The following is a 25,945-nucleotide window of genomic DNA, read 5'->3' as shown; positions in this document are numbered from 1 at the left end:
AGGGCTTCGCCCATTGGAATCCCCTTTTATTATCGTGGTGTGCCGGGCATCCACGCGGACCGGGCCCCAAAGGCTGTCGCGTGCATGATTCCCGTTCCTATTTCAAAAATCGCGACAAGGCGGTTTTGACTTCGTCCAGCAGTTCCGGCTGGGTCATGGGCCGGGCTTTTTCGTGCTCGGTTCCGCTGCCGTGACCCAGCACGCAGCTTTCCAGATGCCTGGTCAGGAGCTCCACTCCCAGGGCGTCGAGAGCCGAGCGCACGGCTGAGATCTGGTTCAGGATGTCCACACAATAGCGCCGGTCATCCAGCATGCGCTCGATTCCCGCCACCTGCCCGGCGATGCGCTTGACCCGCGCGGTCATCTTCCTGTCCGTCGCGGCCTCTTTCGAACATTTCTCGCAGCCCATTCTTTCCCTCCAGGATACCCCGCCTGGGTATCTAGATACTCCCCCCAGGTATTCTGTCAAGAGCCTCTCCAGAGAACACCGGAATTCGCATCCACGAAACACGGCCCTATACGGGATTCCAAAGGGACTGGTCCCTTTGGCCGCCGGAGGCTTCCTCCCCCCCATGGGCGCCCACGCCGCGAGCGTTCCGTCTCGCAGTTTCAGCGCCGGGGAGGCCCCGCTCCCGGCCTCTCGGGCATTGGCTCGCGGTGCGAAGTCTGCTAGGGATTTCCCCCTCCCATGACCAACCCGGACACCGTCCTCATCCTGGCCGCTCACGGCTCCTCGCATCCCGGCGCGCGCACGGCGCTGGAGGGCTTCGCGGCGCGGGTGCGTTCGGCCGCGCAGGCCTCGCGGGTGCTGCTGGCGTACACGGCGGTCAGCCGGACCGGCGGGCATCATCCGTCGCGCTACCCGGGCTGCGGCCTGGAGGACGTTCTGGCGGGGCTTGGCGGGGAGGGTCCGCTCGATTTGCGGGTACAGTCGCTGCACGTCATCGCGGGCGACGAGTTCGACAGGATGTGCGAGACGCTCGCGGCGTTCTCCACGGCGCGCGGGGCGGGGCTTGCCGTCTCGGGGCCGCTTCTTTCCGGCCCGGGGGACGCGCCCGGCGTGGCCCGGGCGCTGTTGGAAAGCTTCGGGACGGCCGAGAAATCCAGCGCGGCCGGAGGCTCCGCGCCCCAGGCCTGCGTGCTCATGGGGCACGGCACCACCCACGACGCCCAGGAACTCTACCGGATTCTCGCGCGGGAACTGAACGGCGCGTGCGCGCGGACCAGGCTCGGGGTTCTGGAGGCTGCCGACCCGGACGATCCCCTGTCCATACACGCCATCGCCAGGGACCTGGCGGCCTCGGGCGTGCGCGCGGCCCGGCTCATCCCCTTCCTCACCGTGGCCGGACGCCACGCCCACAAGGATCTGGCCGGGGATCAGCCCGGTTCGTGGAAGTCAGTGCTCCTGCGGCACGGGATCACAAGTATGCCCGACCTCGCCGGGCTCGTGGAGCGCGAGGCGTTCGCGCGGCTATGGCTTGAGCGGGCTTGCGCGTCCGAAGGCTAACGCCCGCCGATCCACCCCTTGCGCCTGAAGAAGAACAGCATGCTCACGGCCGTCACGCCCATCACCCCGAGCACACCGTAATATCCCCACTCCAGGTCCAGCTCGGGCATGTGCTTGAAGTTCATGCCGTAGAGCCCGGCCAGGAAGGTCAGGGGTATGAAGAGGCTGGAGAACATGGTCAGCACCTTCATGATCTCGTTCATCTTGAGGCTGATGTTGGAGAGGTAGAGCTCCACCATGCCTCCCAGCATGTCCCGGAAGGTCTCCACAGTGTCCATGACCTGGATGGTGTGGTCGTAGAGGTCGCGCAGGTAGAAGATGGTGTTGTCGGCGATGAGGTCGTTGCCGCCCTTCTCCAGCTTGGCCACCACCTCGCGCAGGGGGAAGATGTACTTGCGCAGGTACAGGGCCTCGCGCCGCAGCGCGTGCAGGGCCTCCAGGTGCTCCGGGCGCGGCGCGTTCAGGAGCTTCTCCTCGATGTCCTCGATCTCCTCGCCCATGCGCTCCAGCACCACGAAATAGTTGTCCACGATGACGTCCATGAGGGCGTACATGAGGTAGTCCGGCCCGAGCCCGCACACCCGCCCCTTCTGGCCCAGGATGCGCTTGCGCACCTCGTCGAACACGTCGCCGCCGGGCTTCTCCTGGAAGGTGAGCAGGGAGTGGCGCCCCAGGATGAAACTCACCTGCTCGTCCTCGATCCGGCGATCCTTCTCGTTGTAGGTGAGCATCTTGAGGATGACGAAGACCGAGTCGCCCAGTTCCTCCATCTTGGGGCGCTGGCCGGTGTGGACGATGTCCTCGGTCACCAGAGGATGGATGTGGAAGACCTCGGCGGCCTGGTTGATGACGTCCATGTCGTGCAGGCCGTCGATGTTGACCCAGGTGACCTTGGGGCCTTCTTCGAAGCAGGCGCACTCGCGGAGCACCTTGGGCTGGGTCACGGTGGCCCCGCCCTTGTCGTAGGCGATCATCTCCACGCTGACGGGATCGCTGCGTTCTACGCCCACGTACATGGGGGTCCCGGGCGGGCGCCCGGCTGACTGGCTTCTGCGGCGGAGGTATTCGAACATGCAAAGTGCTCCTTGCGGCCGCTCTAAACGAAAACGGCGCGAGGGCAAAGCCCCCGCGCCGGATCATTGCTACATCGTCATGCTGTGGATCGGGGGGCGAGGGACGAAACCGCCCCTGCGGCCTACCCGCGTTCATCTCCTTTTAAGCTTGCCGCACCCCGGCCGGGCGGATACTAAGGCCAGTGGTGGTATCAGGCGCGCCGCGCAGCGCAAGCCGCCCGGCGCTTCGGCATTCAACCCAGACGCCGTTTGGTCTGGTCCGCGAAAGGAGAAGGACCATGATATTCGGATTCGCCATGCAGCCCATGATCGCCTTGATCGCAGGGATTCTGATCCTCGTGATGCCCAGGCTGCTCAACTACATCGTAGCCATATACCTGATCATCATCGGCCTGCTGGGGCTCACACACGGCAGAATGTGAAAAGCGGCGACGGGCCAGGCCCGCCGCCGCTTTTCACGCCAAGCAAACGCGCGCCCCCTACCCCTGGTCCGCCCAGCGGATGAGCCCCAGGGAGTGGCTGTCCAGAAGCAGCGGGTGGTGCGGCAGGATGCGCACGGTGAAGCCGAAGCGCCCGGCCTCCACCGGCATCACCTCGCCCCTGAACTGCTGCCAGCCCTCCTGCATGTCGCCCGCGGGCTGCATGATGGTGGTCTCGCGCTGGCTGAACTTGCCCTCGAAGTCCACGGGGCCGGAGTATATCTCCACCCGCACGTCCTGGGGGCGGATGCCGTTCAGGTTGATCTCCGCCGTGACCACGATGGGCTCGCCCACGAACACCTGCTGTGGGTCCGTGGCGTGGACGTTGCGGATGTCCAGGCTGGACCACTTGGTCATCATGTCCATCCGCCACTGGGCCAGGTCCTTGGCGGCGGCGAAGTCCTTCTTGACCAGCCTGTTGTAGTTCTCGATGGCCGGGCCGTAGGCCACCTTGGCGTAATCCTCCACCATGCGGTGCGAGGAGAACACGGGGCCGAGGTAGCGGATGGAGTCCTTCATCTTCCTTATCCAGGCGCGCGGCAGGTTGCCGTGGCCCCGGTCGTAGAAGGTGGGGATGATCTCGTTCTCCAGCACGTTGTAGAGGGTCTGGGATTCCACGAAGTCCTGATATTGGACGTCCTCGTACTCCTCGCCGAGGCCGATGGCCCAGCCCAGCGAGTTGTCCGGCCGCCAGGCCTCGGCCCACCAGCCGTCCAGGGTGGAGAAGTTGAGCACGCCGTTGACCATGGCCTTCATGCCCGAGGTGCCGCAGGCCTCCAGGGGGCGTCGCGGGGTGTTCATCCACACGTCGCAGCCCTGGTACATGTAGGAGGCCACCTCCATGTCGTAGTCTTCCAGGAAGACCATGCTGTAGCGGCATTCGGGCGTGCCGCACAGGGCCACCAGCTGCTGGATGAGCTTCTTGCCCTCGTTGTCGTGGGGGTGGGCCTTGCCCGCGAAGATGAACTGCACCGGGCGCGGCGACTCGGAGAGAATCTTGATCAGGCGCTCCTGGTCGGAAAGGATCAGCGTGGCCCGCTTGTACGTGGCGAAGCGGCGGCCGAAGCCGATGGTCAGGGCCTGGGGGTCCAGGACCTCCTCGGCCATCTGGAGCTCCTTGCGCTTGGCCCCGCGCTGCAGGAGCTGGTCGTGGAGCTTGCGGCGCACGTAGTCGATGAGGCGTTCGCGCAGCCGCTCGTGGGTGCGCCAGAGCTCGGCGTCGGAGATGGCCTCGGCCTGCTCGAACACCCGGGTGCAGTCCGGATCCTCGCGCCAGTTGGAGCCCATGTAGCGGTCGAAGAGCAGCGCCATGTCCGGGGCCACCCAGGACGGGGCGTGCACGCCGTTGGTCACGGCCCCGATGGGCACGTCCTCCACGGGATACTGCGGCCAGACCCGCTTCCACATGTTGCGCGACACGTGGCCGTGCAGCAGGGACACGCCGTTGTTGATGCGCGAGAGCCGAAGCGCCAGCACGGTCATGCAGAAGGGCTCGGCGTCGTTGCGCGGGTCTTCGCGGCCAAGGGCCAGGAACACCTTCCAGGCCAGCCCGAGCTTGCGGGCGTAGTCCTCGAAATAGGGCTGCATGAGGTCGGGCGGGAAGCGGTCGTTGCCCGCCGGGACCGGAGTGTGCGTGGTGAAGATGGATGACGAGGCCACCAACTCGGCCGCGGCCTCGAAAGTCAGCTTGGAGTCCTCCATGAAGCGGCGGATGCGCTCCAGGCCCGCGAAGGCCGAGTGGCCCTCGTTCATGTGGATCACCTTGGGCTTGTAGCCCAAAAGGTCCAGGACCTTGATGCCGCCGATGCCGAGCAGAATCTCCTGCCACAGGCGCATCTCCAGGTTGCCGCCGTAGAGGCGCGTGGTGATCTGCTTGAACTGGGGCTGGTTCTCCGCGATGTTGGTGTCGAGGAGCAGAAGCTTGATGCGCCCGACCGCCACCTTCCATATTTGGGCGAAGATGCGGTCGCCTTTCAGGTCCACGGAGACGAGCACGCGCTTGCCCTCGGCATCGGTGGCCAGGGTCATGGGCATCTGCTCGAAGTCGTAGATGGGGTAGCGCTCCTGCTGCCAGCCGTCGGGAGTGAGGTACTGGCGGAAGTAGCCCTGCTGGTAGGCGATGCCGATGGCCACCAGGGGCAGGCAGAGGTCGCTGGCCGACTTCAGATGGTCGCCCGCAAGGATTCCAAGGCCCCCCGAATAGATGGGCAGCGCCTTGGACACGCCGTACTCCAGGCTGAAATAGGCGATGACCGGCTCCTGCCCTTCGTTCTCGGGGAAGGGGATGGAGGTGGCCGTTTTGGAAAGGTAATGCTCGAGGCTCTTGCGCAGCTCGGTTAGGCGGTCCAGGAAGAATTGGTCCCCGGCCAGGCTTTCCAGCGTTCGCTGGGGCAGCCTGTTCAAAAAGCCCACGGGATTGCTCTCGCATTCGCGCCAGAGCTTCTGGTCCACCTGCGCGAACAGTTCCGCGATCTCGGTGTTCCAGGAGAACCAGCAGTTGTAGGCCAGTTCCCACAGGGGCTTGAGCTTGGGAGGCAGTTTGGGGACGACGCTGTAGACGCGCAAGGGCTGCATGGGCGATCCTCGATGTAAGAGTTTCAGCATGGGCACCATGCCAGTCCTCCCGGGAAATGGCAAGGAGACAGAAACATTGCCCCTCCCGCCCATTTTTCGCTTTTGCCCGGGGGCCAAAAACGCTAGTGGAAGGCGACGCCGACGCCTCAAGGAGCAGCCGTGAGCCTTTCCTCGATTCAAGTTCCCATGAAGGTGAAATACCTCCACCCGGTGTGGAGCGAATTCCCCCTCGAACAAGCCACCCCCGGGTCGGCGGGCATCGACCTGCGCGCCTGCATGGACGAGCCCTCCGTGGACATCCCCCCGGGCGGCCGCCACGCCTTCGGCGCGGGGCTGGCCATCGAGATCTGCGAGCCGGGCCTGGCCGGGTTCGTGTTCTCGCGCTCCGGGCTCGGGGCCAAGCACGGCCTTACCGTGGCCCAGGGAGTTGGCGTCATCGACCCGGACTACCGGGGCGAGATCGTGGTCTGGCTGCTCAACACCTCGGAAACGCACAAAACCGTCGCGCGGGGAGAGCGCATTGCCCAGCTCGTCGTCATGCCCTTCAGGCAAGCCCTGATTACGGCCGTGGACGAACTGGGCGAAACCTGCCGAGGCGGCGGGGGATTCGGCCACACCGGCACGGTGTAGACGCGAACGCCCCCGGGCGGGTCCTGAAGATCCCGCCTGAGGCCACCGCGCACGATCCGCGCAGGCAATGGCCCGAATGAAGCCTCCGGCGGCCAAAGGGCTGCGCCCTCTGGACTCCCTTAGAGTATCTGCATGTAACGATCCCGCGCCGCCCAAGGCGGCGCGGGAGGCGAGGACGACATGAGCGAGAAATTCGACGAATTGAAGGACCGGACCTCGAAGTCCGTCATGAATACTTACGGCCGCTACCCCCTTGCCCTGGCCAGGGGCAAGGGCTGCCTCCTCTACGACCTGGACGGGCGCGAATACCTGGACCTGCTGGCCGGCATCGCCGTCACCAACCTGGGGCACTGCCACCCGGAAGTGACCCAGGCCATGTGCGCCCAGGCGAGCGAACTGGTGCACGTTTCCAACCTCTTCTACCAGGAGCCCCAGGTGGCCCTGGCCGAAGCGCTCATCGCCACGTGGCGGCCCGGCCGGGCGTTCTTTTGCAACTCCGGAGCCGAGGCCAACGAAGGGGCCATCAAGCTGGCCCGGCGCTACATGCGCAAGGTCAAGAACCAGGACCGCTACGAGATCATAACCCTCACCGGCTCCTTCCACGGCCGCACCCTGGCCACCCTGACCGCCACCGGCCAGGACAAGGTCAAGGAGGGCTTCGATCCCCTGCCCCAAGGGTTCGCCACCGTGGAGGCAGGAAACCTCGAGGCCATGCGCGCGGCCGTGACGGACAAAACCGCCGCCGTGCTCCTGGAGGCCGTGCAGGGCGAGGGAGGCGTGAAGCCCTTCCCCGCCGACTATCTCAAGGGCGTCCAGGCCCTGTGCCGCGAAAAAGGCGTCCTCTTCATGGTGGACGAAATCCAGACCGGCATGTGCCGCACCGGCAAATGGTGGGCGCACCAGAACTACGGCCTGGAACCGGACGTCATCACCATCGCCAAGGGCCTGGCCAACGGCCTGCCCATGGGCGCGGTGCTGGCCACCGAGGAAGTGGCGGGCGGCTTCGAGCCCGGCTCCCACGCCACCACCTTCGGGGGCGGCCCCGTGGTGGCCGCAGCCGCCTGCAGGGTCTTGGAGATCATGAACCGCGACCGGATGCCCGAGCGCGCCGCCCGCATGGGCGACTTCGCCAAGGCGCTTTTCGAGGACGTTTCCGCCGACAACCCGGGCAAGATCGCCCAGGTGCGCGGCCTGGGGCTCATGATCGGCATCGACCTGGCATCGGACATCCCGGGGGGCGGCCAGAAGGTCTGGGAGGAACTCGTCAAGCGCGGCTTCATCCTGAACCTGACCCAGGGCACGGTGCTGCGCCTGCTGCCCCCGCTGACCATCGAGCAGGAGGACCTGCGGCGCTTCGCACAGGCCCTGGGCGACGTGCTCTCGGAGCAGTAGCCCGCTACGGCCGACACATAATCCGGGGCCGGGCCGCGAGGCCCGGCCCCTTTTTCGAGGATAGAGCTATGTCCCGACTTCTCAAGACCGAAATCGTCGTCCCCGGCACCATCGCCGGACTGGACCCGGAATCCATCGGCGAGGAAATCGATGGCTTCCTGGCCGCCAACTCCCTGCAGGGCTGGGAGGAACTCACCGCCCCCGCCACCCGCGACCTGACCTTCCGCTTCTACCTGGAGCCCGAGTCGCCCCTGGCCGGGTCGTTGAAGGACCAGGTGGCCGCGCGCTGGCCCGAGGCCCGCGTCTCCATGGAATCCATGGAGCAACAGGACTGGTCCGCCGCCTGGAAGGAGTTCTTCACCCCCATCGACATCGGCGGGCGCTTCGAGATCGTGCCGCCCTGGCTGGCCGACAACGACCACCACGGCCTTGAGCCCATCATCATCGAGCCCAAGATGGCCTTCGGCACCGGCCACCACGCCACCACGGCCCTGTGCCTGGAAGGAATCACCAAGCTGGTGGAATCCGGACGCCTGGCCAAGGGCGCGAAGTTCCTGGACCTGGGCACGGGCTCGGGCATCCTGGCCATCGGCCTGGCCAAGCTCGGCTGCTCGGGCGTGGCCGTGGACATCGACCCCCAGGCCATCTTCTGCGCCGCCGAGAACCTGGCCCTGAACGGCCTGCCCGCCTCGGGCACGCCCGGCGCGCCCATCCAGCTGGCGGTCGGCGGCCTGGAGAGCCTGCACCCGGAGCTCACGTTCGACTGCATTGTCGCCAACATCCTGGCCCAGCCGCTCATCGACATGGCTCCGTATCTGCTGAAGCACCTGAAGCCCGGCGGGGCGCTGATCCTCTCGGGCATTTTGACCACCCAGGCCGACGGCGTGGCCAAGGCCTACGTCATGCAGGGGCTGCCCGAACCGGCTAGGAAAGACGACGGGGAGTGGACGGGACTCTTCTGGGTGTAGGGTATATCCCGTCACGGTTCAGAATGAAAACCGGCGGCCGGACGCAAAAGCGCGTCCGGGCCGCCGGTTTTCGTTACATCGCTCCTCTGATGGGCTCACCCGCCTGGGGCGCGGCCAGCCTCTCTCCCAGGGCGTACGCCTTGGCGCAGTCCTGGGGGAAGACCTCCTCGCGCCTCTTGGCCTTGGCCGCCGCGTCCCAGGCGGTGGTCAGGTATTTCCCGTAGTCCTTGAACTGGCACGTGTCCGTGGCCGTAAGCACCTCGCAGGAACCGAAGACCCGGGCCATGGTGCCCTGCATGCGGTTCATGAAGGTGTTGTAGCCCAGCTGTCCCAGGGCCTCCTCCTTCACGTTCATGGTGTAGATGAGGGCCGTTGGCATCTTCTTGGGCGCGATGGCCTGATAGCCCGGCGTGTAGGTCACGAAGGGGAAGAGCAGCCGCTCCAGGAACGAGCGCGCCTCGCCCGACTCCGTGCCGAAGTACACCGGCGAGCCGAACACCAGGGCGTCGGCCCTGGCCGCGCGCTCGAGCACCGGGGCCAGCTCGTCCTTCACGGCGCAACGGCCGTAGCTCTTGCCGCCGATCTTCTTGCACTCGAAGCAGCTGATGCATCCCTTGTACGCCAGATCATAGAGATGGATCATCTCGCACTCGGCCCCCTTGCTCCTCGCCCCGTCCAGGACGTGCGCGAGCATGGTGGCCGTGTTCCATTTCTTTCGCGGGCTTGCGTTGAACGCCAGTATGTTCATTGATCCTCCCTCGGCCGGTCGGCCGGTTTTCATCCGAGCCTGTACGCCCGGACGGGGCATCGCTCAACCGCTTACCGGGAAGATACGCAGGCACCGGGAGGGTACCGGCGCAGGACTGCGGGACCAGGCCCGGCGGATGTGCGCGATGATTCCTCAAGGGGCGGCTCCCAGTTGCCCCGGCACAAGCCGTCGCACGCACGTTCATCCGCAATGAACATCCGGAATGACTCCAGTAGAGCAATATCCAAACACCTGTTTCAACGGCATTTGTCCATGACGACAGACGAATAGCGGAATACCATTCCGTGTTTTCCAATTCGATGCTGACAACCATTCATATCCCTACTAAGAACACGGCAAAGTATCATCCTGAGCGTCTTCACCGCAGGCGATGTTGTTCTGTTTTGTTCCGGTTTGGCTTGGCTTTCCCATTGGGAATGTTCCTTTTAAAGGAACATCAACAATCAAAATGCGAGCGAAATAAGATGGTTACTCCTGAACAACGCAAGAAGATCGCGGCCTCGATCCTTGATTTCGAAGCCCGCCGGGACCAAGGCAGGCTGCAGGTCTACATGCTGCCGGACGGCGACGGAGGCGGCACCTTCGAGGTGGCCGGCATCAACGAGCGCTACCACCCGGAGGAGGCCCGGCTCCTGGCCGAACTCATCAACGAGGGCCGGTTCCCCGAAGCGGAGGAGGCGGCCCTGGAGTTCATCGCCACGTTCACGGACACGGTGAGCTCCTGGTCTGGTTGTGCGGCAGTGGAAAGCTACCTGCGCGATTGCGCGTTCAACCGGGGGCTCCGCGGGGCCGGGCGCATCCTGCAGCGCGCCCTGGAGGTGAAGGACGACGGCGTGGTCGGCCCCGTCACGCGGGCCGCACTGTCCGAAAAGGAGACGGCCCCGCTGCCGCTGCTCAAGTCCTTGCGTGTCGCCCGCGAGCAGTACGAGCGTGACGTTGTCCGCCGCGACGAGAGCAGCAAGTTCTGGAACGGGCTGGTCAACCGTTGGAACAAGGCCATGGCGTTCGCCATGAGCTTCCTTCCGTCTGACGATGCCGAGGCGGCCGCCTCTGTGGCCTCGGCCTTCCCGCCACCGGAGCCGGAAGTGCCCCCGGGCACGGCCCCGGTGGTTCTCCGGGCCCTGCGCCTGGGCTCCGAGGGTGAATTCGTGCGCGCCTGGCAGAGCTTTCTGTGCGGGAGCGGCTTCGCGCCCGGCGAGGCGGACGGCATCTTCGGCGACAAGACCTTTGCCGCCACGGTGGCCTTCCAACAGAAAAACGGGCTGGCTGCCGATGGCGTAGCCGGGCGGCAGACGCTGCTCAAGGCCGTTGATCAGAGCTTCGAACTGCTGGAGGAGCCGGCGGCCGACACGAGCGGCTCCAACTTTCCGTTGCGTCCAAACTTCCCTCCCTTGAAGGGCCTGGCTGGCCGGCAGGCGGTCTTTGGCGCCTTCAGCTACGTGTCCGAGCCAACCCCGGGCAATCCGGAGGCCGTCCGCATCCTGGGCGACTGGGAGGCGAAAACCATTGTTGACGTGGAGATTCCCCAGCTGCGCGCAGCCCTGGGGCCCGGCGCTCCGAGGACCATGCGGTTCCACCGCCTGGCGGCGGCGCAACTCCAGGGGGTGTGGGCGGACTGGGAAAAGAACGGACTCCTGGACCGCATCCTGAGCTATGAAGGGTCCTTCAACGCCCGGTTCATCCGCCACAGCCAGACGACACTCAGCAACCACGCTTTCGGCACGGCCTTCGACCTCAACGCGGGGTCGAATCCCATCGGCGCGCGACCTCCCCTGGCAGGGCAGAAGGGCTCGCTGCGCGAACTCGTGTCCCTGGCGAACGCCTGGGGCTTCTACTGGGGCGGTCACTTCCAATCTCGGCTGGACGGCATGCACTTCGAGGTCGCCTTCCTGAAATGATTGCGCGGCCCAGGACACCTACCCGTTCGGGCCCGAACCCGATTTACAAACCTCCCGAACCGGTTTACAGCCCTGCGGCAAGGACCTTTTCATCTCACCCATTAAAGGATCATCCGACATGCACCTGAACAAACGTGTGCTCGTCACCGGCGGCGCGGGCTTTCTCGGTTCCCACCTGTGTGAACGCCTGCTCTCCGAAGGCTGCGAAGTCGTGTGCCTGGACAACTACTTCACAGGCACCAAGCTGAACATCCAGCACCTCCTGGACAACCCCAGCTTCGAGCTCATGCGCCACGACGTCACCTTCCCCCTCTACATCGAGGTGGACGAGATCTATAACCTGGCCTGCCCGGCCTCGCCCATCCACTACCAGTTCGACCCGGTGCAAACCACCAAGACCAGCGTGCATGGCGCCATCAACATGCTGGGCCTTGCCAAGCGCGTGCGCGCCAAGATCATGCAGGCCTCCACCTCCGAGGTCTATGGCGACCCCTCCGTGCACCCGCAGCCGGAGTCCTACTGGGGCAACGTCAACCCCATCGGCTTCCGCTCCTGCTACGACGAGGGCAAGCGCTGCGCCGAGACGCTCTTCTTCGACTACCGCCGCCAGCACAACCTGAAGATCAAGGTCGTGCGCATCTTCAACACCTACGGCCCGCGCATGCACCCCAACGACGGCCGCGTGGTGTCCAACTTCATCGTCCAGGCCCTGCAGGGCGAGCCCCTCACCGTGTACGGCGAGGGACAGCAGACCCGCTCCTTCTGCTACGTGGACGACCTGATCGACGGCTTCGTGCGCTCCATGAAGACCCCGGACGAGTTCACGGGCCCCGTGAACCTGGGCAACCCCGGCGAGTTCACCATCATGGAACTGGCCAAGCTGGTGATCGAGTACACCGGCTCCAAGTCCAAGATCGAAAAGCGCCCCCTGCCCTCCGACGACCCCAAGCAGCGCAAGCCGGACATCACCCTGGCCAAGAGCGCCCTGGGCTGGGAGCCCACCATCAAGCTGGCCGACGGCTTGAAGAAGACCATTGAATACTTTGACTGGTTCCTGAAAAGAAAATAAGGATGCCTCCGGCGGCCAGGGGGAGAAGCCTCCCCCTGGACCCGGCGGTTAGCCGCCGCACCCCGCAGCCCCAGCCGGGAGCCTTTGCGGGGCGGCTTATGATGCGTTCGTCTCGGCCCGGATGTATGATTTAACCGTACAATCTGGCCGCCGATGAACGCGAAGCCATTTGAAAGTTTTTGAAGGAGAGTTTGAGAGGACAACTTTTCAGGAAGAAAAGTTGGACGCTGTGCGACAGCGCCCATCAGGGCGCGGGCCAGGACGGCCCGCGTCAAACTTTTTTCAGGAAGTTTCCTCTCAAGAGTATTCTTACATGCCCGATTCTTCTCCCAAATCCCTGGCGGTCGTGGTCCCGGTCTACAACGAGTCCCAGGGCCTCGACGCGCTGCACGCGCGCCTGCGCGCCGTCCTGGAAACGCTGCCCTACGACTGGCAGATCATCCTGGTGGACGACGGCAGCCCCGACCGCTCCTGGGACAAGATCCGCGAGATCGCCGGACGCGACCCGCGCGTGAAGGGCCTCATGCTCTCGCGCAACTTCGGCAAGGAGATGGCCCTCACCGCCGGGGTGGAGCTCTGTCCCGACGTGGATGCGGTCATCTGCATAGACGCCGACCTGCAGCATCCGCCCGAACTCATCCCGACGCTGACCGCCAAGTGGGAGGAGGGCTACGAGATCGTGGCCACCGTGCGCGAAGCCGTGGCCGACTACTCGCCCATGAAGAAGCTCGGCTCCAAGGCGTTCTATTGGGTGATGACCCGCTTCTCCGACCTGGACATCCCCCCCTCCAGCACGGATTTCCGCCTTCTGGACCGCAAGGTGGTCCGGACGCTTCTGCAGTTCACCGAGCGCACCCGCATGTTCCGGGGCCTCATCGACTGGATGGGCTTCAAGAAGATCTACATCCCCTTCGTGGCCCCGGCCCGCGACACCGGCCAGGTGGGATACTCCTTCAAGAAGCTCTTCAACCTGGCCGTGAACAGCTTCACCTCCTTTTCGCTCCTGCCGCTTCGGTTCACGGGCTACCTGGGGCTGACCATCATCGCGGTGTCGCTTCTCTTTCTGATCCTCATGATGACCGGAAACGTGCTGTGGGGCGCCAACTACACCCCCATGGCCTTTTTCATGGTTTTCAACACGTTCCTCATCGGCATCGTGCTCTGCGGGCTGGGCATGGTGTCGCTCTATATCGGCCACATCCATACGGAAGTGGTGCAAAGACCGCTGTACATCATCCGCGAACGCGCGGGCACCTGGGAGTAGACCATGGCGGACACCCCCCTGTTTTCCATCATCATCCCCTTCAAGGAGCCGGGCGTGCTGGTGGAGGAGAGCCTTCGCCACATCTTCGCCATGCACGAGACCCGCTACGAGGTCATCCTGCTGCCCGACGCCCCCCTCGCCCCCGAGGCGGTCAAGGGCGTGTACGCCCATCCTTCGGTGAGCATCCTGCCCACCGGCGCGGTGAGCCCGGCCATCAAGCGCGACAAGGGCGCCGAGGCCGCCAAAGGCGAGTACCTGGCCTTCATCGACGACGACGCCTATCCCGAGCCCTACTGGCTCACCTTCGCCCTGCAGGCGTTCGAGCGCGAGCCCGGCGTGGCGGCCGTGGGCGGACCGGCCCAGACCCCCGTGTCCGACCCCTTCTGGGCCAGGGCCTCGGGCGCCGTGTTCCTGTCGCGCCTCTCGGGCGGATTCCCCCAACGCTACCTGCCCCTCCCCCCGCGCCGCTACGTGGACGACTGGCCCACGGTGAACCTCATCGTGCGCCGCGAGGCGTTCTTGGACGTGGGCGGATTCGACAACGAGTACTGGCCCGGCGAGGACACCAAGTTCTGCATGGACCTGGTGCGCAAGACCGGCGGCAAGATTCTCTACCTGCCCGAGATGCTGGTGTGGCACCACCGCCGCGAGGGACTGTGCAAGCACCTGCGCCAGGTGGGCAACTACGGCGCGCACCGGGGCTATTTCGCCCGCAACTATCCTGAAACCTCGCGCCGCCTGCCCTACTTCATGCCTGTTCTGTGGCTTCTTTTCCTGGTGCTGGGCTCTCTCGTGCTGCCCTGCTCCCTCTACGAGACGGGCCTGTTCGTGTACGGCGCCGCCCTGGCCCTGGCCGCGATCGACATCAAGCGCCACGAGCCCCTGGACGTGACCCTGGCCGCCGTCCCCTACATCGTTCTCACGCACCTCTGGTACGGCTGGCGCTTCCTGCGCGGCTGGTTCACCAACGATCTCAAGAGCACCCTCGGCAGATAAATGAAAGTATCCGTTTCCTATCCTCCCCTGGAATCCTCCAAGGGCGTGGCCCTGTTGTCCCAGAACCGCCAGTTCCAGTGGTTCACCAACCCCACCTACATCTACCCCATGGTGCCCTCCTACGCGGCCAGCCTGTGCAAGGCGCGCGGCCATGAGGTGTTCTGGGACGACGGCATTGCCGAGGAAATGACCTACGCGGCCTGGCTCGACCGCATCAAGCGCGAGAAGCCGGACCTGATCGCGCTGGAGTCCAAGACCCCGGTCATCAAGCGCCACTGGAAGATCGTGGAGGAGCTGAAGCGCGAGCTGCCCGGCTCCAAGGTGGCCCTCATGGGCGACCACGTCACCGCCCTGCCGCGCGAATCCATGGAGAACTGCCCGGTGGACTTCGTCATTGCGGGCGGCGACTACGACTTCATCCTGGGCGACCTGGCCGACCACCTCTCGGGCAAGTCCCCGACCCTGCCCGGCGGCGTATGGTACCGTGAAGGCGGCGAGATCAAGGACAGCGGCCCGGCCAGCCTCGAGCACGACCTGGAGAAGCTGCCCTACATCGACCGCGAGCTGACCCGGTGGGAACTCTACGCCTACAAGAACGGCAACTTCAAATACACCCCCGGCACCTACGTCTACGCCGGCCGCGACTGCTGGTGGGGCAAGTGCACCTTCTGCTCCTGGACCACCCTGTATCCGGGCCGCAACTACCGCACCGTCTCCGTGGAACGCCACCTGGACGAGATCGAAAAGCTCGTGGCGCTCGGCGTGAAGGAAATCTTCGACGACTCGGGCTGCTTCCCCAAGGGTAAGTGGCTGGAGGACTTCTGCCGCGGCATGATCAAGCGCGGCCTCAACAAGAAGGTGGTCATGGGCTGCAACATGCGCGTGGGAGCGCTGTCGCAGGAGCAGTGGAACCTGCTCAAGGCCGCCAATTTCCGGTTCATCCTGATCGGGCTTGAGTCCGTGGTGCAGTCCACGCTGGACCGTCTGGTCAAGGGCATCAAGGTGGCCCAGATCGAGGAGACGCTCAAGATGTGCAAGAAGGCCGGACTGGCCCCGCACATCACCACCATGGTGGGCTACCCTTGGGAAACCATGGCCGACGCCCGCGCCACCATCGACTTCGCCAAGCGCATGTTCACCCAGGGCTACCTGGACACGCTCCAGGCCACCATCGTGGTGCCCTACCCCGGCACGCCTCTTTTTGCAGAGGCCAAGAAGCAGGGCTGGCTGACCACCGAGAACTGGGAAGACTACGACATGCGCAGAAGCGTGTGGAAGTCGCCCATCTCAAGCGATGACGTGTTGCAATTCAAGAACGAACTGTATAAGGCCGCCCTGACCCCGGCATTCATCCTGCGCAAGATTCTGTCGATCCGCAGCGTGGACGATATCGCGTTCTTCTACCGCGCCGCCGGGAAGCTGATCGGACATTTGCTGAACACCCGCAAGGGTTGTTCGGAGTGCAAGAAGTAAGGCGGGGCTTACGCCCCGCACCCCGGCAGGGCTCTGCGCATTACCCCGCTGGGGGGACAATTGCGCGGGACAGCGCAATCGGGCGTTGCGAAGCAGCGCCCGAAGGGCGAGGGCAAGGATGGCCCGAGTCCATGATTTCCCCCGGGCCCCCTCGATAGGGGGTTTTAGCGTTTTATCGGAGACATACGAGCTATCATGAACGGCGAGCGCGTCTCGGTCATCATCACCACCCGCAACGAATCCCGAAACATCGGCAACTGCCTGGAGTCCATCAAGGCCCAGAGCTATCCCGCCGAGCTCATCGAGATCATCGTGGTGGACAACCAGTCCACGGATGACACCAAAGCCATCGCCGGGAGCTTCACGGACAAGGTCTTCGACAAGGGCCCCGAGAGGAGCGCCCAGCGCAACTTCGGCTTCGCCAAAGCCACCGGGGACCTGTTCATGTTCCTGGACGCGGACATGATCCTCTCGGCCACCGTGGTCGAGCGCTCGGTGGCCAAGATGCGCCGCGAGGCGCTCTGCGCCCTGTACATCCCCGAGATCGTGCTCGGGAAGGGATTCTTCCCCACGGTGCGCCGCTTCGAACGCAGCTTCTACGACGGCACGGTCATCGACTGCGTGCGCATCTTCACCCGCGAGGCCTTCGAGGACATCGGCGGCTTTGACGAGAGCCTCACCGGCCCCGAGGACTGGGACTTCGACCGGCACATGCGCAACCGCTGCCGGGTGGGGGTCCTGTCCGAATACGATTTCGACCGGGTGGACGCCTACGTGTCCTCGCTTCCGGACGCTGCGGGGTCGCGTGCCGCCTGCGGCTGCACCATCGCCGGATCGGACATGGTCTCGAAACTTTCCGGCTATGAAAATTTCTCCCGGGACGACACGCCGCTCCTGTTCCACAACGAGGCGGCCTTCGACCTGTGGCGGTATCTGACCAAGAAGACGTACTACGGCGGGTCCTTTGAAGCCTATATCGCCAAGTGGCCCGCAGGCGATCCGGACATCAAGCGCCAGTTCGGAGCCGCGTACAGGTTCTTCGGGGTCTTTCTGGAAAACGGCCGCTGGCGGCGGCTCGCGTCGCATCCCCGCCTGGCCTTCGGCATGTATTTCCTGCGTTTTCTGGTGGGCTTCATGTTCATACTGGACAAAATCAAACGGTAACCCCCCCTATTGCAGGGTCCCGGGGGATCATACCCCTGGCGAGTGCAGGGCGGAGCCCTGCCGGGGTTTGGGGCAGCGCCCCAACTTACTCTTCAAGGAGCTACTTCATGTCTGTCGCCATCGTCACCGGCTCCGCCGGTCTCATCGGTTCGGAAACCGCCCGCTTCTTTGCGGACAAGGGCTTCGATGTCGTCGGCATCGACAACAACCTGCGCAAGACCTTCTTCGGCGAGGACGCCTCCACCGAGTGGAACCGCAACCGCCTGGAGCAGGACCTCAAGGGCTACACCCATTACAGCGCCGACATCCGCGACCACGACGCCATCAGCAAGATTTACGCCCGCTACGGCAAGTCCATCAAGGCCGTGATCCACTGCGCCGCCCAGCCCTCCCACGACTGGGCCGCCTCCGACCCCTACATGGACTTCACCGTCAACGCCAACGGCACCATGGTGATGATGGAGAACTTCCGCCAGCACTGCCCCGAGGGCGTGTTCATCTTCACCTCCACCAACAAGGTCTACGGCGACACGCCCAACTACCTGCCCCTGGTGGAGTTGGACAAGCGTTTCGAGATCGAGAAGGGCCACAAGTGGGAAGGCGGCATCGACGAGACCATGTCCATCGACCAGACCAAGCACAGCCTGTTCGGCGCCTCCAAGGTGGCGGCCGACGTGGTGGTGCAGGAGTACGGCCGCTACTTCGGGCTGAACACCGGAATCTTCCGCGGCGGCTGCCTGACCGGTCCCGCCCACTCCGGCACCAAGCTGCACGGATTCCTGTCCTACCTGATGCGCTGCTGCATCACCGGCAAGAAGTACTTCATCTACGGCTACAAGGGTAAGCAGGTCCGCGACAACATCCACTCCTACGACCTGGTGAACTCCCTGTGGCACTTCTTCGAGAAGCCCCGCGTGGCCGAAGTGTACAACATGGGCGGCGGCCGCTACTCCAACTGCTCCATGGCCGAAGCCATCGACATGTGCCAGGAAATCACCGGCAAGGAAATGAACTACGAATACGACGAGACCAATCGCATCGGCGACCACATCTGGTGGGTGTCGGGTCTCAAGAAGTTCGAAGAGCACTACCCCAACTGGAAGATCACCTACAACGTGCCCAAGATTCTGAAAGAAATCTACGAGGTGCAGAAGGACGTGGTCAAGGAAGGCGGCGCCGGCGGGAACTGCTAGCGAGCCTGGAGAATTAAACGCCTCCGGCGTCCAGGGGGATGATCCCCCTGGACGCCGGAGGCAGCCCATCCCAATTTTATCCCGCAGCCACGCACACCCTGTCCCGCCCTTCCCGTTTCGCCCGGTACAGGCACTGGTCGGCGCGGGCCACCAATTCCTCGAATCCCTCGCTGCCCATTTCAGCCACGCCGAAGCTGGCCGTGGTCATGATGTCCGTCCCGGGCATGGGGCGCAGGCTACGCAGCAGCCCGCGCAGCCGCTCGGCGCTGAGCCGGGCGTCCTCCAGGCCTGTCTGGGGCAGGAGCACCGCGAATTCCTCGCCGCCCCAGCGGGCCACGGTGTCCACCTCGCGCATGGCCCCGAGGCAGACCCCGCCCACTGCCGCCAGCACCGCGTCGCCCACGGCGTGGCCGTGCGTGTCGTTGATGCTCTTGAAGTGGTCCAGGTCGAAGATGATCAGGCTCATGCGGTGTCCGTAGCGCCGGGCCATCCTGACGTCGTGGGCAGCCATCTCGGTGAAGCCCCGCCGGTTCAGAAGTCCGGTCAGCGGATCGGTGTCGGCGATCTCCCGCAGCCGGGACTGGGCGTCGCGCAGCTCTTCCTCCAGGCGGATGTGCATGAGCGAGATGAAGCCGTAGACCGCAATGACCACCCCGAAGAGCCCCAGGAGCAGCAGGGGCTTGAGCAGGGGGTCCTGCAGCTGCATGCTGGGGTATGGGGCGTCGATCACGGCCATGGCGGCCCGGACGAAGAGCAGCCCGGCGATGACTCCGAAGCTCAGGCTGATGCCCAGCTGGACTAGGTTGTGCCGCGCCCTGGCGATCAGCAGGGGGGCGATCCCGGCCCGCAGCAGGAGGAAGCCCGTCACCAGCGAGTTCACGAACACCCGCAGGTTGGAGTTCTGCCAGGTGAAGAAATTCCAATACACGACGCACAGGCCCGCGCAGGCCACGGCCACATCCACGGCGAGGCGCCGCTTGCGGTTCTCCATGGCGTAAAACCGCATCAGGCCGCTGTGCATGAGTATGCCGAACAGATACAGGAGCAGATTTCCCAGCAGGACCGTCATGGTGTCTCCGATGACGGACCTGGAGAAAAACGCTCCGCTGGCCAGCACCCAGCAGGCGATGCCGATGGTCCAGCTGCGGAACCCGGGGTAGATTTTCCTCGTGAGGTAGGTCTGGAGCATCACCAGCGCCAGGGCCGTATGCAGCACCAGCCCTATGACGGCGACGGTTTTCAGATCCAGAATCGGCATTGGTTGCATCCAGGCATTCGCGCTACGCACTCAGCGGCTGCATCCATATACCTCCAAGAGGCCGGAATCCAGCGGTTCGGCCCCCAAAAAATCCTATCAGCCCGCTACGCACACCCGGTCGCGCCCCTCCCGTTTCGCCCGGTACAGGCACTGGTCGGCGCTGGCCACCAGTTCGTCGAAGCTCTCGTCACGCAGTTCGGCCACGCCGAAACTGGCGGTGGTCATGATGTCCGCCCCGGACTTGGGCCGCAGTCCCCGCAACAATTCACGCAGGCGCTCGGCGGTCAGCCGGGCGTCCTCCAGGCCGGTCTGGGGCAGGAGCACCGCGAATTCCTCGCCGCCCCAGCGGGCTAGGGTGTCCGCCTCGCGCATGGCCCCGAGGCTGGCCCCGCCCACCGCCGCCAGCACCGTGTCGCCCACGGCGTGGCCGTGGGTATCGTTGATGTTCTTGAAGTGGTCCAGATCGAAGAGGATCAGGCTCATGCGGTGCCCATAGCGCCTGGACATGCGGATATCGTGGTTCGCAATCTCCATGAACCCCCGGCGGTTCAGAAGCCCGGTGAGTGGGTCGGTGTTAGCCTGTTGCCGCAAGAGCGACTGCGCCTGGAGCAGGTCCTCCTCCAGGCGCTCGTGCATCAGGGCTATGTAGCCGTAGACCATGAAGGCCATGAGAAAGATCCCCAGCATGATCACAAGCTTCAGGATCGGGTCCAGCAGTTGGGGGTGCTCGCTCTGCGGACCGATCACCACCGCGCAGGCCCGCAGCAGCAGAAGCGCGGCCACCAGCCAGAGGCCCAGGCCGAGGTTCGCCCTGTTGCGCGTCTCCCGGGGAACCTTGCGCGCGCGGAGCCCGGCCCTGAACAGGAGAAAGCACATGGCCAGCGAATTGACGCCCACCCGGGCGCCCACGCTGTCCACAACGAAGTAGTTCCAATAGATGACCGCCAGACAGGCCAGCGACACGCCCACGTCCCACCGCAGGAGCCGCCGGGGGTCGCCCAGGCCGAAGAATCTGATGAACCCGCGATGCGACAGGATCGCGAACAGGAAAAAAAGGGGGTTGCTCAAGACGATGGAGACGGGCTCTCCGATGGCCGGACGCAGGAAGAACGCCGCGCAGGCCAGCACCCAGCTGATCTGCGACAGGGTCCAGCTGCTGAACCCTGGATAAGTCTTCCGGGTAAGGTACGTCTGGATCATCACCAGGGCCAGCGCCGAGTGCAGCATCAGCCCAACGATGGCCACGGACAGCAAATCGAGGCTCGGCATTCGAACACATCCTTCCGAAACGACACGGGAGGCCGCTCTTTACCCCATGACGGCCGCTTTTTCCACCACGCCCACCCCGTATTTTGCACCCGGAACGCGCCTTCGGGCGAAACGGCGCTCGACCCCTCACCCCTTTTCTGGCATGAATCTGCTCCTCCCGATCCGCCCACAAGGATTCCCGCATGTCTGATTCGCAACGCCGGATGTACATTTTCCTGCTCGTGGCCACCATCGCCTCCCAGGTGGGCATGCAGGGATGGGTCACGCTCATCAACAACTTCGGCGTCGAGGCCGCCGGGCTGGACGCCTTCCGCATGGGGCTGGTGCAGTCCATCCGCGAGATTCCCGGATTCCTCTCGCTTTTGGTGATCTACGTGCTGCTGGTGCTCTCGGAGCACAGGGCCGCCGCCCTGTCCATCCTGCTCCTGGGCCTGGGAGTGGCCCTGTCCGGGCTGGTTCCGAGCTTTTGGGGGGTGGTGTTCACCACGCTCATCATGTCTACGGGGTTCCACTACTACGAGACGCTCAACCAGTCGCTGTCGCTGCAGTATTTCAGCCTGGAGATGGCCCCGGTGGTGCTTGGCAAGCTGCGCGCGGCCTCGGCCATAGCCAACATCGCCGTGGGCGTGCTCATTTTCGCCCTGGCCGGCAGGCTCGGCTACCCGAGCCTCTTCGGACTCATCGGCGGTGCGGTGGTCTTGATGGGCCTGTGGGCCGTCCTGCAGGACCCGTCCGACAAGTCCATGCCGCCCCAGCACAAGAAGATGGTCCTGCGCTCGCGCTATTGGCTCTACTACGCCCTGACCTTCCTCTCCGGGGCGCGCCGCCAGATATTCATGGTGTTCGCCGCGTTCTTGCTGGTGGAGAAGTTCGAGTACTCGCTCACGGCCATGAGCGCGCTGTTCGTGGTGAACAACCTGGTGGCCTGGGTGGCCAACCCAATCATCGGCCGCATGATCAACCGCTTCGGCGAGCGGGCGCTCATGAGCGTGGAGTACGCCTCGGCCATCCTGGTGTTCCTCACCTACGCGTTCACCGAGTCGCACGTGCTGGCCGGAGCCATGTTCATCCTGGACAGCCTGGCCTTCAACTTCGTGGTCTGCATCCGCACCTACCTGCAGAAGATCGCCGACCGGCCGGACATCGCCCCCTCCTCGGCCGTGGGGTTCACCATCAACCACATAGCGGCCGTGTTCATCCCGGTCATGGGCGGCTGGCTGTGGACCTTCAATTACCGCATCCCCTTCCTGGCCGGAGCGGCCATGGGCGCGGTGTCGCTTCTGCTGGCGCAGCTGGTGCGCACGCCGTCCCAGACCCCGGCGCGCTAGCCCCTTCCCTTTCGGGTCCGCGCCTGTTACCCAGGCCGCCTATCATACGACACCAAGCGCGGCGTGCGGGATGACCTGCATGGTTCCCCTGGCCGCCGGAGGCTCTTCTTCCTATGAAAAAATACGACGGCGCGATCCTGATCACCGGCGGAGCCGGGTTCGTGGGCTCCAACCTGGCCATGGCCTTCAAGGCCCGTTACCCCAAGCAGGAAATCATCGTCCTGGACAACCTGAAGCGCCGGGGCTCCGAGTTCAACCTGCCCCGTCTGGCCCAGGCCGGGATCAAGTTCGTCCACGGCGACATAAGAAATCCCGAGGATCTGAGCTTCGAGTCCAAGATCGACCTGTTGCTGGAGTGCTCGGCCGAGCCCTCCGTGCTGGCCGGATTCGGCGGCAGCCCCGAATACCTGGTGAACACCAACCTGGTGGGCACCATCAACTGCCTGGAAGTGTGCCGCAAGCAGAAGGCCGACGTGGTGTTCCTCTCCACCAGCCGCGTCTACGCCTATGATCCCCTGAACGAGATCCCGGTTGCCGAAGGGGCCACCCGTCTGGTCTGGGCCGCCGAGACCGGCCCCGAAGGCTGGTCCCCCCAGGGCGTGTCCGAGCGCTTCCCCATCTACGGGGCCAAGTCCATGTACGGGGCCACCAAGCTCTGCTCGGAGTTCGTTCTGGAGGAATACCGCGCCATGTACGGCGTGCGCGGCGTGGTGAACCGCTGCGGCGTCATCGCCGGGCCGTGGCAGTTCGGCAAGGTGGACCAGGGCGTGTTCTCCCTGTGGATGCAGGCCCACTATTTCAAGCGCAAGCTCAAGTACATCGGCTTTAATGGCACCGGAAAGCAGGTGCGCGACCTGTTCCACCCCGCCGACCTCTTCGACCTGCTGGAACTCCAGCTGGCGGACTGGTCCAAGGCCGACGGCGGCATCTTCAACGTGGGCGGCGGCCTGGAAGTGAGCCTGTCGCTCCTGGAGACCACCATGCTTTGCGAGGAGATCACCGGCAACCGCATCCAGGTGGACGTGGACCCGGTGAACCGCCCGGCCGACATGGCGATTTACATTACCGACGCCCAGAAGGTGAAGGACACCTTCGGCTGGGAACCCAAGAAGAGCGCCCGCAACGTGCTGGAAGACCTGTTCACGTGGGTGAAAGAGCACGAAAAGGAGCTGGAGACGCTGGCGAAGCTGTAGAAGCCCCCAACCGGAGCGAGAGGGAAGAAGCCTCCGGCGGCCAAAGGGAGTTCCTCCCTTTGGAATCCCTTATCGCTTCGCGTCGATCGCTGTGAATCATGTCGGGCCGGAAGCGCGCAAGGCCGCGCTTCCGGCTTTTTGCCGTTTTTCCGCCCGGCCCGACGGGCATCCTTGACCGCGGAGGCAATCGCAGCCAAATGGCTGGGAATCGCCACAAGATGATTGTGTCCTGCCGGGTAATGGGGTTACCTCTTTCATAGGACCATGGTCTGAAGCTCTCGAGCAATCCGTACGCTGGAGGGTCCGATGGTACAGGAAGTATCCGAGCCGGGAATCGTCGACCTCATCAACTTTTCCGACATCCAACGTATGCTGGATGCCCACTACCAGGCAGCAGGAATGCCGAGCGGCGTCATCGACGCTCGGGAAGGCGCCGTGCTGGCCGGAACCGGGTGGCAGGACATCTGCGTCCATTTCCATCGGGCCAACCCCGACACCGCCGCCCGCTGCCGCCAAAGCGACCTGGCCATCGCCCAGCACATCGCCGATGGAAACTCCCACGGTTACAAGTGCCCCAACGGCATGTGGGACATCGGCATTCCCATCTTCGTCGCCGGGAAACACCTGGCCACGTTCTTTCTCGGACAGTTCCTCTTCGAAGACGAGGCGGCCGACCGGACCTTCTTCGAACGCCAAGCGGACCAGTTCGGGTTCGACAAGCACGCCTACCTTGAGGCGCTGGACAAGGTGCCCGTGTTCACGCGCGCCAAGGTGGAAAACATCCTCGATTACAACAGGGCGCTGGCGTCCTTCATCGGCAGTCTCGCCGAGAGCAATTTCCTGCTCCGCCGCCAGCTGGAAGCCACCGAGCAGGTCAAAAAGGGCCTGGACGACCAGCGGGCCTACATGCAGTCCATTTTCGAGACCATCCCCACCCCGCTGTTCACAAAAAACAAGGACCTGGCCTACACCGGCTGCAACGCGGCCTTCGAGCAGATGATGGGGCTGCCCAGGGAGCGCATGCTCGGCTCCACGGCAGGGTCCTTTTGCGTTCCCGACCTGGCGCGGGTTTACGAGCGGATGGACAGGGCGCTGCTCGATACCGGGGAGCGGCAGGCCTACTCCACCCAGGTGCGATCCAGTGAAGGCGGCATGCGGGAGGTCCAGCTCCACAAGGCGCTTCTGCACGACGCGTCCGGCACGGTCACCGGGATCGTGGGCGTCGGCTTCGACATCACCGAGCGCATCGAGGCCGAGAGGGAGCTCGAGAAATCCCGCAACCTCATCAAGAACATCCTGGAGTCGGCCCCCTCGGCCATCATCGGCGTGGATGAACACGGCGTGGTCAACCATTGGAACGCCTGTGCGAGCGATCTTTTCGGCAAGCATCCCGAAGACGTGGTGGGGCATCCGCTGCAACAGGCCCTGCCGTTCATGGGAAAGCACCTGGACAAGATGGCCGCCGCTCTCAGCGAACGGCATGTCGAGACGCTGGAGAAGCAGCCCCTGGTGCGCGAGGGGTCGGTGCATCTGCTCGACATCCAGTTCTATCCGCTGGTCGCCAACGGCATCAACGGCGTGGTCATCCGCATGGACGACGTCAGCGAACGGGAACGCCTGCGGGAGATGATGATCCAGACCGAAAAAATGATGTCCGTGGGCGGACTGGCGGCCGGAATGGCCCACGAGATCAACAACCCGCTGGGGGCCATCCTCCAGTCGGCCCAGCTCATCGAATTGCGCCTCTCGCCGTTTCGCGAGGCAAACCAGGCGGCCGCGCGCAAATCCGGGTGCGACCTGGACGGGTTACGGCGCTATCTCGAGGACAAGAACATCTTCTCCTTCCTGGAGAACATCCGCGAGGGGGGGCTGCGAGCCAGCCGGATCGTCTCCAACATGATCGAGTTCAGCCGCAAAAGCGACACCAGCAAGGAATTCGTCCAGCTTTCGGATCTGGTGGACAAAAGCGTGGAGCTCGCCTCCAACGACTACGATCTCAAGAAGAAGTACGACTTCCGCCACATATCCATCCTCAAGGAGTACGACCCCGGCCTGCCTCCGGTATTCTGCTCCCGCATGGAGATCGAGCAGGTGATGCTCAACCTGCTGAAAAACGCGGCGCAGGCCATGGCTTCCAAGAACTACGGGGAGCAACGCCCGGCGATCACCTTGCGCGTGCGCTCCTCCGGAGCCATGGCAGTAGTCGAGGTGGAGGACAACGGGCCGGGGATCGATCCTGCCCTGCGCCAGAAGGTGTTCGAACCCTTCTACACCACCAAGGCGCCCGGCGACGGCACGGGGCTCGGGCTGTCGGTGTCCTACTTCATCGTGTCCAACAACCACTGCGGGAGCATCCGGGTGGAGGAGCCACCCGGCGGAGGGACGCGGTTCGTCATCGAGCTGCCGCTGGGCGCCGGACCTTCGCGCTGACCCCAAGCCTCCCGCCAG

General features: G+C 64.5%; 21 protein-coding genes. 15 read left to right on the top strand and 6 right to left on the bottom strand.

The window, feature by feature from the left end:
* Nucleotides 1-97: 97 nt before the first annotated feature.
* A complete protein-coding gene (locus tag ML540_RS07900) occupies nucleotides 98-409 on the bottom strand; it encodes a metal-sensitive transcriptional regulator (protein ID WP_243359848.1) in 312 nt (103 codons plus the stop codon).
* 279 nt (nucleotides 410-688) lie between these two features.
* Between ML540_RS07900 and ML540_RS07895 the strand changes: the two genes are divergently transcribed.
* On the top strand, nucleotides 689-1,507 hold the full coding sequence (locus tag ML540_RS07895; RefSeq protein WP_243359847.1) for a sirohydrochlorin cobaltochelatase: 819 nt from the start codon (nucleotides 689-691) through the stop codon (nucleotides 1,505-1,507).
* Here ML540_RS07895 and corA read toward each other — a convergent pair.
* Nucleotides 1,504-2,580, bottom strand: coding sequence for a magnesium/cobalt transporter CorA (corA, locus tag ML540_RS07890; RefSeq protein WP_243359846.1), 1,077 nt, complete (start codon nucleotides 2,578-2,580; stop codon nucleotides 1,504-1,506). The genes ML540_RS07895 and corA overlap by 4 nt on opposite strands.
* A 278-nt stretch (nucleotides 2,581-2,858) precedes the next feature.
* Here corA and ML540_RS07885 point away from each other — a divergent pair, with 278 nt between their 5' ends.
* Entirely contained in the window at nucleotides 2,859-3,002 is a 144-nt protein-coding gene (locus ML540_RS07885; protein ID WP_243359845.1) for a DUF3096 domain-containing protein, read from the top strand.
* A gap of 57 nt (nucleotides 3,003-3,059) precedes the next feature.
* On the opposite strand, the gene glgP is transcribed toward ML540_RS07885, so the two are convergent.
* On the bottom strand, nucleotides 3,060-5,633 hold the full coding sequence (glgP, locus tag ML540_RS07880; RefSeq protein WP_243359844.1) for an alpha-glucan family phosphorylase: 2,574 nt from the start codon (nucleotides 5,631-5,633) through the stop codon (nucleotides 3,060-3,062).
* A 186-nt stretch (nucleotides 5,634-5,819) separates the two neighbouring features.
* Here glgP and dut point away from each other — a divergent pair, with 186 nt between their 5' ends.
* The 3 genes from dut (at nucleotide 5,820) to ML540_RS07865 (ending at nucleotide 8,623) form a co-directional block, all read left to right on the top strand.
* Nucleotides 5,820-6,263: a dUTP diphosphatase gene (gene dut, locus ML540_RS07875; RefSeq protein WP_243360845.1), complete on the top strand. Its 444-nt coding sequence runs from the start codon at nucleotides 5,820-5,822 to the stop codon at nucleotides 6,261-6,263.
* A 180-nt stretch (nucleotides 6,264-6,443) separates the two neighbouring features.
* A complete protein-coding gene (locus ML540_RS07870; RefSeq protein ID WP_243359843.1) occupies nucleotides 6,444-7,655 on the top strand; it encodes an aspartate aminotransferase family protein in 1,212 nt (403 codons plus the stop codon).
* A gap of 68 nt (nucleotides 7,656-7,723) precedes the next feature.
* Nucleotides 7,724-8,623, top strand: a complete 900-nt coding sequence (locus ML540_RS07865) for a 50S ribosomal protein L11 methyltransferase (RefSeq protein WP_243359842.1) — start codon at nucleotides 7,724-7,726, stop codon at nucleotides 8,621-8,623.
* Nucleotides 8,624-8,696: 73 nt separating this feature from the next.
* On the opposite strand, the gene ML540_RS07860 is transcribed toward ML540_RS07865, so the two are convergent.
* The gene (locus ML540_RS07860) at nucleotides 8,697-9,371 is read right to left on the bottom strand and encodes a flavodoxin family protein (protein ID WP_243359840.1); all 675 of its coding nucleotides are present in this window, start codon (nucleotides 9,369-9,371) and stop codon (nucleotides 8,697-8,699) included.
* A 485-nt stretch (nucleotides 9,372-9,856) separates the two neighbouring features.
* Here ML540_RS07860 and ML540_RS07855 point away from each other — a divergent pair, with 485 nt between their 5' ends.
* From ML540_RS07855 to ML540_RS07825, 7 genes are all read left to right on the top strand, one after another.
* Nucleotides 9,857-11,290: a M15 family metallopeptidase gene (locus tag ML540_RS07855; protein WP_243359838.1), complete on the top strand. Its 1,434-nt coding sequence runs from the start codon at nucleotides 9,857-9,859 to the stop codon at nucleotides 11,288-11,290.
* A gap of 118 nt (nucleotides 11,291-11,408) precedes the next feature.
* Nucleotides 11,409-12,359 carry a UDP-glucuronic acid decarboxylase family protein gene (locus tag ML540_RS07850; RefSeq protein WP_243359837.1) on the top strand — a complete coding sequence of 317 codons (951 nt, stop codon included), beginning with the start codon at nucleotides 11,409-11,411 and terminating at the stop codon, nucleotides 12,357-12,359.
* 313 nt (nucleotides 12,360-12,672) lie between these two features.
* Complete coding sequence (locus tag ML540_RS07845) at nucleotides 12,673-13,623, top strand: glycosyltransferase family 2 protein (RefSeq protein ID WP_243359835.1); 951 nt, start codon at nucleotides 12,673-12,675, stop codon at nucleotides 13,621-13,623.
* Nucleotides 13,624-13,626: 3 nt separating this feature from the next.
* Nucleotides 13,627-14,619, top strand: a complete 993-nt coding sequence (locus tag ML540_RS07840; RefSeq protein ID WP_243359834.1) for a glycosyltransferase — start codon at nucleotides 13,627-13,629, stop codon at nucleotides 14,617-14,619.
* Nucleotides 14,620-16,092, top strand: a complete 1,473-nt coding sequence (locus ML540_RS07835) for a B12-binding domain-containing radical SAM protein (protein WP_243359833.1) — start codon at nucleotides 14,620-14,622, stop codon at nucleotides 16,090-16,092.
* Between the two features lie 195 nt (nucleotides 16,093-16,287).
* Nucleotides 16,288-17,256: a glycosyltransferase gene (locus ML540_RS07830; protein WP_243359832.1), complete on the top strand. Its 969-nt coding sequence runs from the start codon at nucleotides 16,288-16,290 to the stop codon at nucleotides 17,254-17,256.
* A gap of 107 nt (nucleotides 17,257-17,363) precedes the next feature.
* Entirely contained in the window at nucleotides 17,364-18,449 is a 1,086-nt protein-coding gene (locus tag ML540_RS07825) for an NAD-dependent epimerase/dehydratase family protein (RefSeq protein WP_243359831.1), read from the top strand.
* A 76-nt stretch (nucleotides 18,450-18,525) separates the two neighbouring features.
* Here the strand turns inward: ML540_RS07825 and ML540_RS07820 are convergent, their stop codons facing one another.
* Both ML540_RS07820 and ML540_RS07815 read right to left on the bottom strand, forming a co-directional pair.
* Nucleotides 18,526-19,707 (bottom strand): GGDEF domain-containing protein, encoded by a 1,182-nt coding sequence (locus ML540_RS07820; RefSeq protein ID WP_243359830.1) that lies wholly within the window; start codon nucleotides 19,705-19,707, stop codon nucleotides 18,526-18,528.
* A gap of 96 nt (nucleotides 19,708-19,803) precedes the next feature.
* Complete coding sequence (locus ML540_RS07815; protein WP_243359829.1) at nucleotides 19,804-20,976, bottom strand: GGDEF domain-containing protein; 1,173 nt, start codon at nucleotides 20,974-20,976, stop codon at nucleotides 19,804-19,806.
* A 182-nt stretch (nucleotides 20,977-21,158) separates the two neighbouring features.
* On the opposite strand from ML540_RS07815, the gene ML540_RS07810 reads away from it, so the two are divergent.
* The 3 genes from ML540_RS07810 to ML540_RS07800 all read left to right on the top strand — a co-directional run bounded on the left by ML540_RS07810 (nucleotide 21,159) and on the right by ML540_RS07800 (nucleotide 25,927).
* The gene (locus tag ML540_RS07810; RefSeq protein WP_243359827.1) at nucleotides 21,159-22,304 is read left to right on the top strand and encodes an MFS transporter; all 1,146 of its coding nucleotides are present in this window, start codon (nucleotides 21,159-21,161) and stop codon (nucleotides 22,302-22,304) included.
* Between the two features lie 113 nt (nucleotides 22,305-22,417).
* Complete coding sequence (locus tag ML540_RS07805) at nucleotides 22,418-23,497, top strand: NAD-dependent epimerase/dehydratase family protein (RefSeq protein ID WP_243359824.1); 1,080 nt, start codon at nucleotides 22,418-22,420, stop codon at nucleotides 23,495-23,497.
* 306 nt (nucleotides 23,498-23,803) lie between these two features.
* Nucleotides 23,804-25,927, top strand: a complete 2,124-nt coding sequence (locus ML540_RS07800) for a PocR ligand-binding domain-containing protein (RefSeq protein ID WP_243359821.1) — start codon at nucleotides 23,804-23,806, stop codon at nucleotides 25,925-25,927.
* The last annotated feature ends 18 nt before the right edge of the window (nucleotides 25,928-25,945 follow it).

This window comes from Fundidesulfovibrio terrae, from assembly GCF_022808915.1.
Lineage (GTDB): Bacteria > Desulfobacterota > Desulfovibrionia > Desulfovibrionales > Desulfovibrionaceae > Fundidesulfovibrio > Fundidesulfovibrio terrae.
Note: the sequence above shows the minus strand (reverse complement) of the source record. Positions and strands in the feature narration are given on the sequence as shown.

Coding starts and splice junctions, on each gene's coding strand:
- ML540_RS07900 (WP_243359848.1), bottom strand. CDS start 409: ATGGGCTGCGAGAAATGTTCGAAAGAGGCCGCGACGGACAGGAAGATG.
- ML540_RS07895 (WP_243359847.1), top strand. CDS start 689: ATGACCAACCCGGACACCGTCCTCATCCTGGCCGCTCACGGCTCCTCG.
- corA (WP_243359846.1), bottom strand. CDS start 2,580: ATGTTCGAATACCTCCGCCGCAGAAGCCAGTCAGCCGGGCGCCCGCCC.
- ML540_RS07885 (WP_243359845.1), top strand. CDS start 2,859: ATGATATTCGGATTCGCCATGCAGCCCATGATCGCCTTGATCGCAGGG.
- glgP (WP_243359844.1), bottom strand. CDS start 5,633: ATGCAGCCCTTGCGCGTCTACAGCGTCGTCCCCAAACTGCCTCCCAAG.
- dut (WP_243360845.1), top strand. CDS start 5,820: ATGAAGGTGAAATACCTCCACCCGGTGTGGAGCGAATTCCCCCTCGAA.
- ML540_RS07870 (WP_243359843.1), top strand. CDS start 6,444: ATGAGCGAGAAATTCGACGAATTGAAGGACCGGACCTCGAAGTCCGTC.
- ML540_RS07865 (WP_243359842.1), top strand. CDS start 7,724: ATGTCCCGACTTCTCAAGACCGAAATCGTCGTCCCCGGCACCATCGCC.
- ML540_RS07860 (WP_243359840.1), bottom strand. CDS start 9,371: ATGAACATACTGGCGTTCAACGCAAGCCCGCGAAAGAAATGGAACACG.
- ML540_RS07855 (WP_243359838.1), top strand. CDS start 9,857: ATGGTTACTCCTGAACAACGCAAGAAGATCGCGGCCTCGATCCTTGAT.
- ML540_RS07850 (WP_243359837.1), top strand. CDS start 11,409: ATGCACCTGAACAAACGTGTGCTCGTCACCGGCGGCGCGGGCTTTCTC.
- ML540_RS07845 (WP_243359835.1), top strand. CDS start 12,673: ATGCCCGATTCTTCTCCCAAATCCCTGGCGGTCGTGGTCCCGGTCTAC.
- ML540_RS07840 (WP_243359834.1), top strand. CDS start 13,627: ATGGCGGACACCCCCCTGTTTTCCATCATCATCCCCTTCAAGGAGCCG.
- ML540_RS07835 (WP_243359833.1), top strand. CDS start 14,620: ATGAAAGTATCCGTTTCCTATCCTCCCCTGGAATCCTCCAAGGGCGTG.
- ML540_RS07830 (WP_243359832.1), top strand. CDS start 16,288: ATGAACGGCGAGCGCGTCTCGGTCATCATCACCACCCGCAACGAATCC.
- ML540_RS07825 (WP_243359831.1), top strand. CDS start 17,364: ATGTCTGTCGCCATCGTCACCGGCTCCGCCGGTCTCATCGGTTCGGAA.
- ML540_RS07820 (WP_243359830.1), bottom strand. CDS start 19,707: ATGCCGATTCTGGATCTGAAAACCGTCGCCGTCATAGGGCTGGTGCTG.
- ML540_RS07815 (WP_243359829.1), bottom strand. CDS start 20,976: ATGCCGAGCCTCGATTTGCTGTCCGTGGCCATCGTTGGGCTGATGCTG.
- ML540_RS07810 (WP_243359827.1), top strand. CDS start 21,159: ATGTCTGATTCGCAACGCCGGATGTACATTTTCCTGCTCGTGGCCACC.
- ML540_RS07805 (WP_243359824.1), top strand. CDS start 22,418: ATGAAAAAATACGACGGCGCGATCCTGATCACCGGCGGAGCCGGGTTC.
- ML540_RS07800 (WP_243359821.1), top strand. CDS start 23,804: ATGGTACAGGAAGTATCCGAGCCGGGAATCGTCGACCTCATCAACTTT.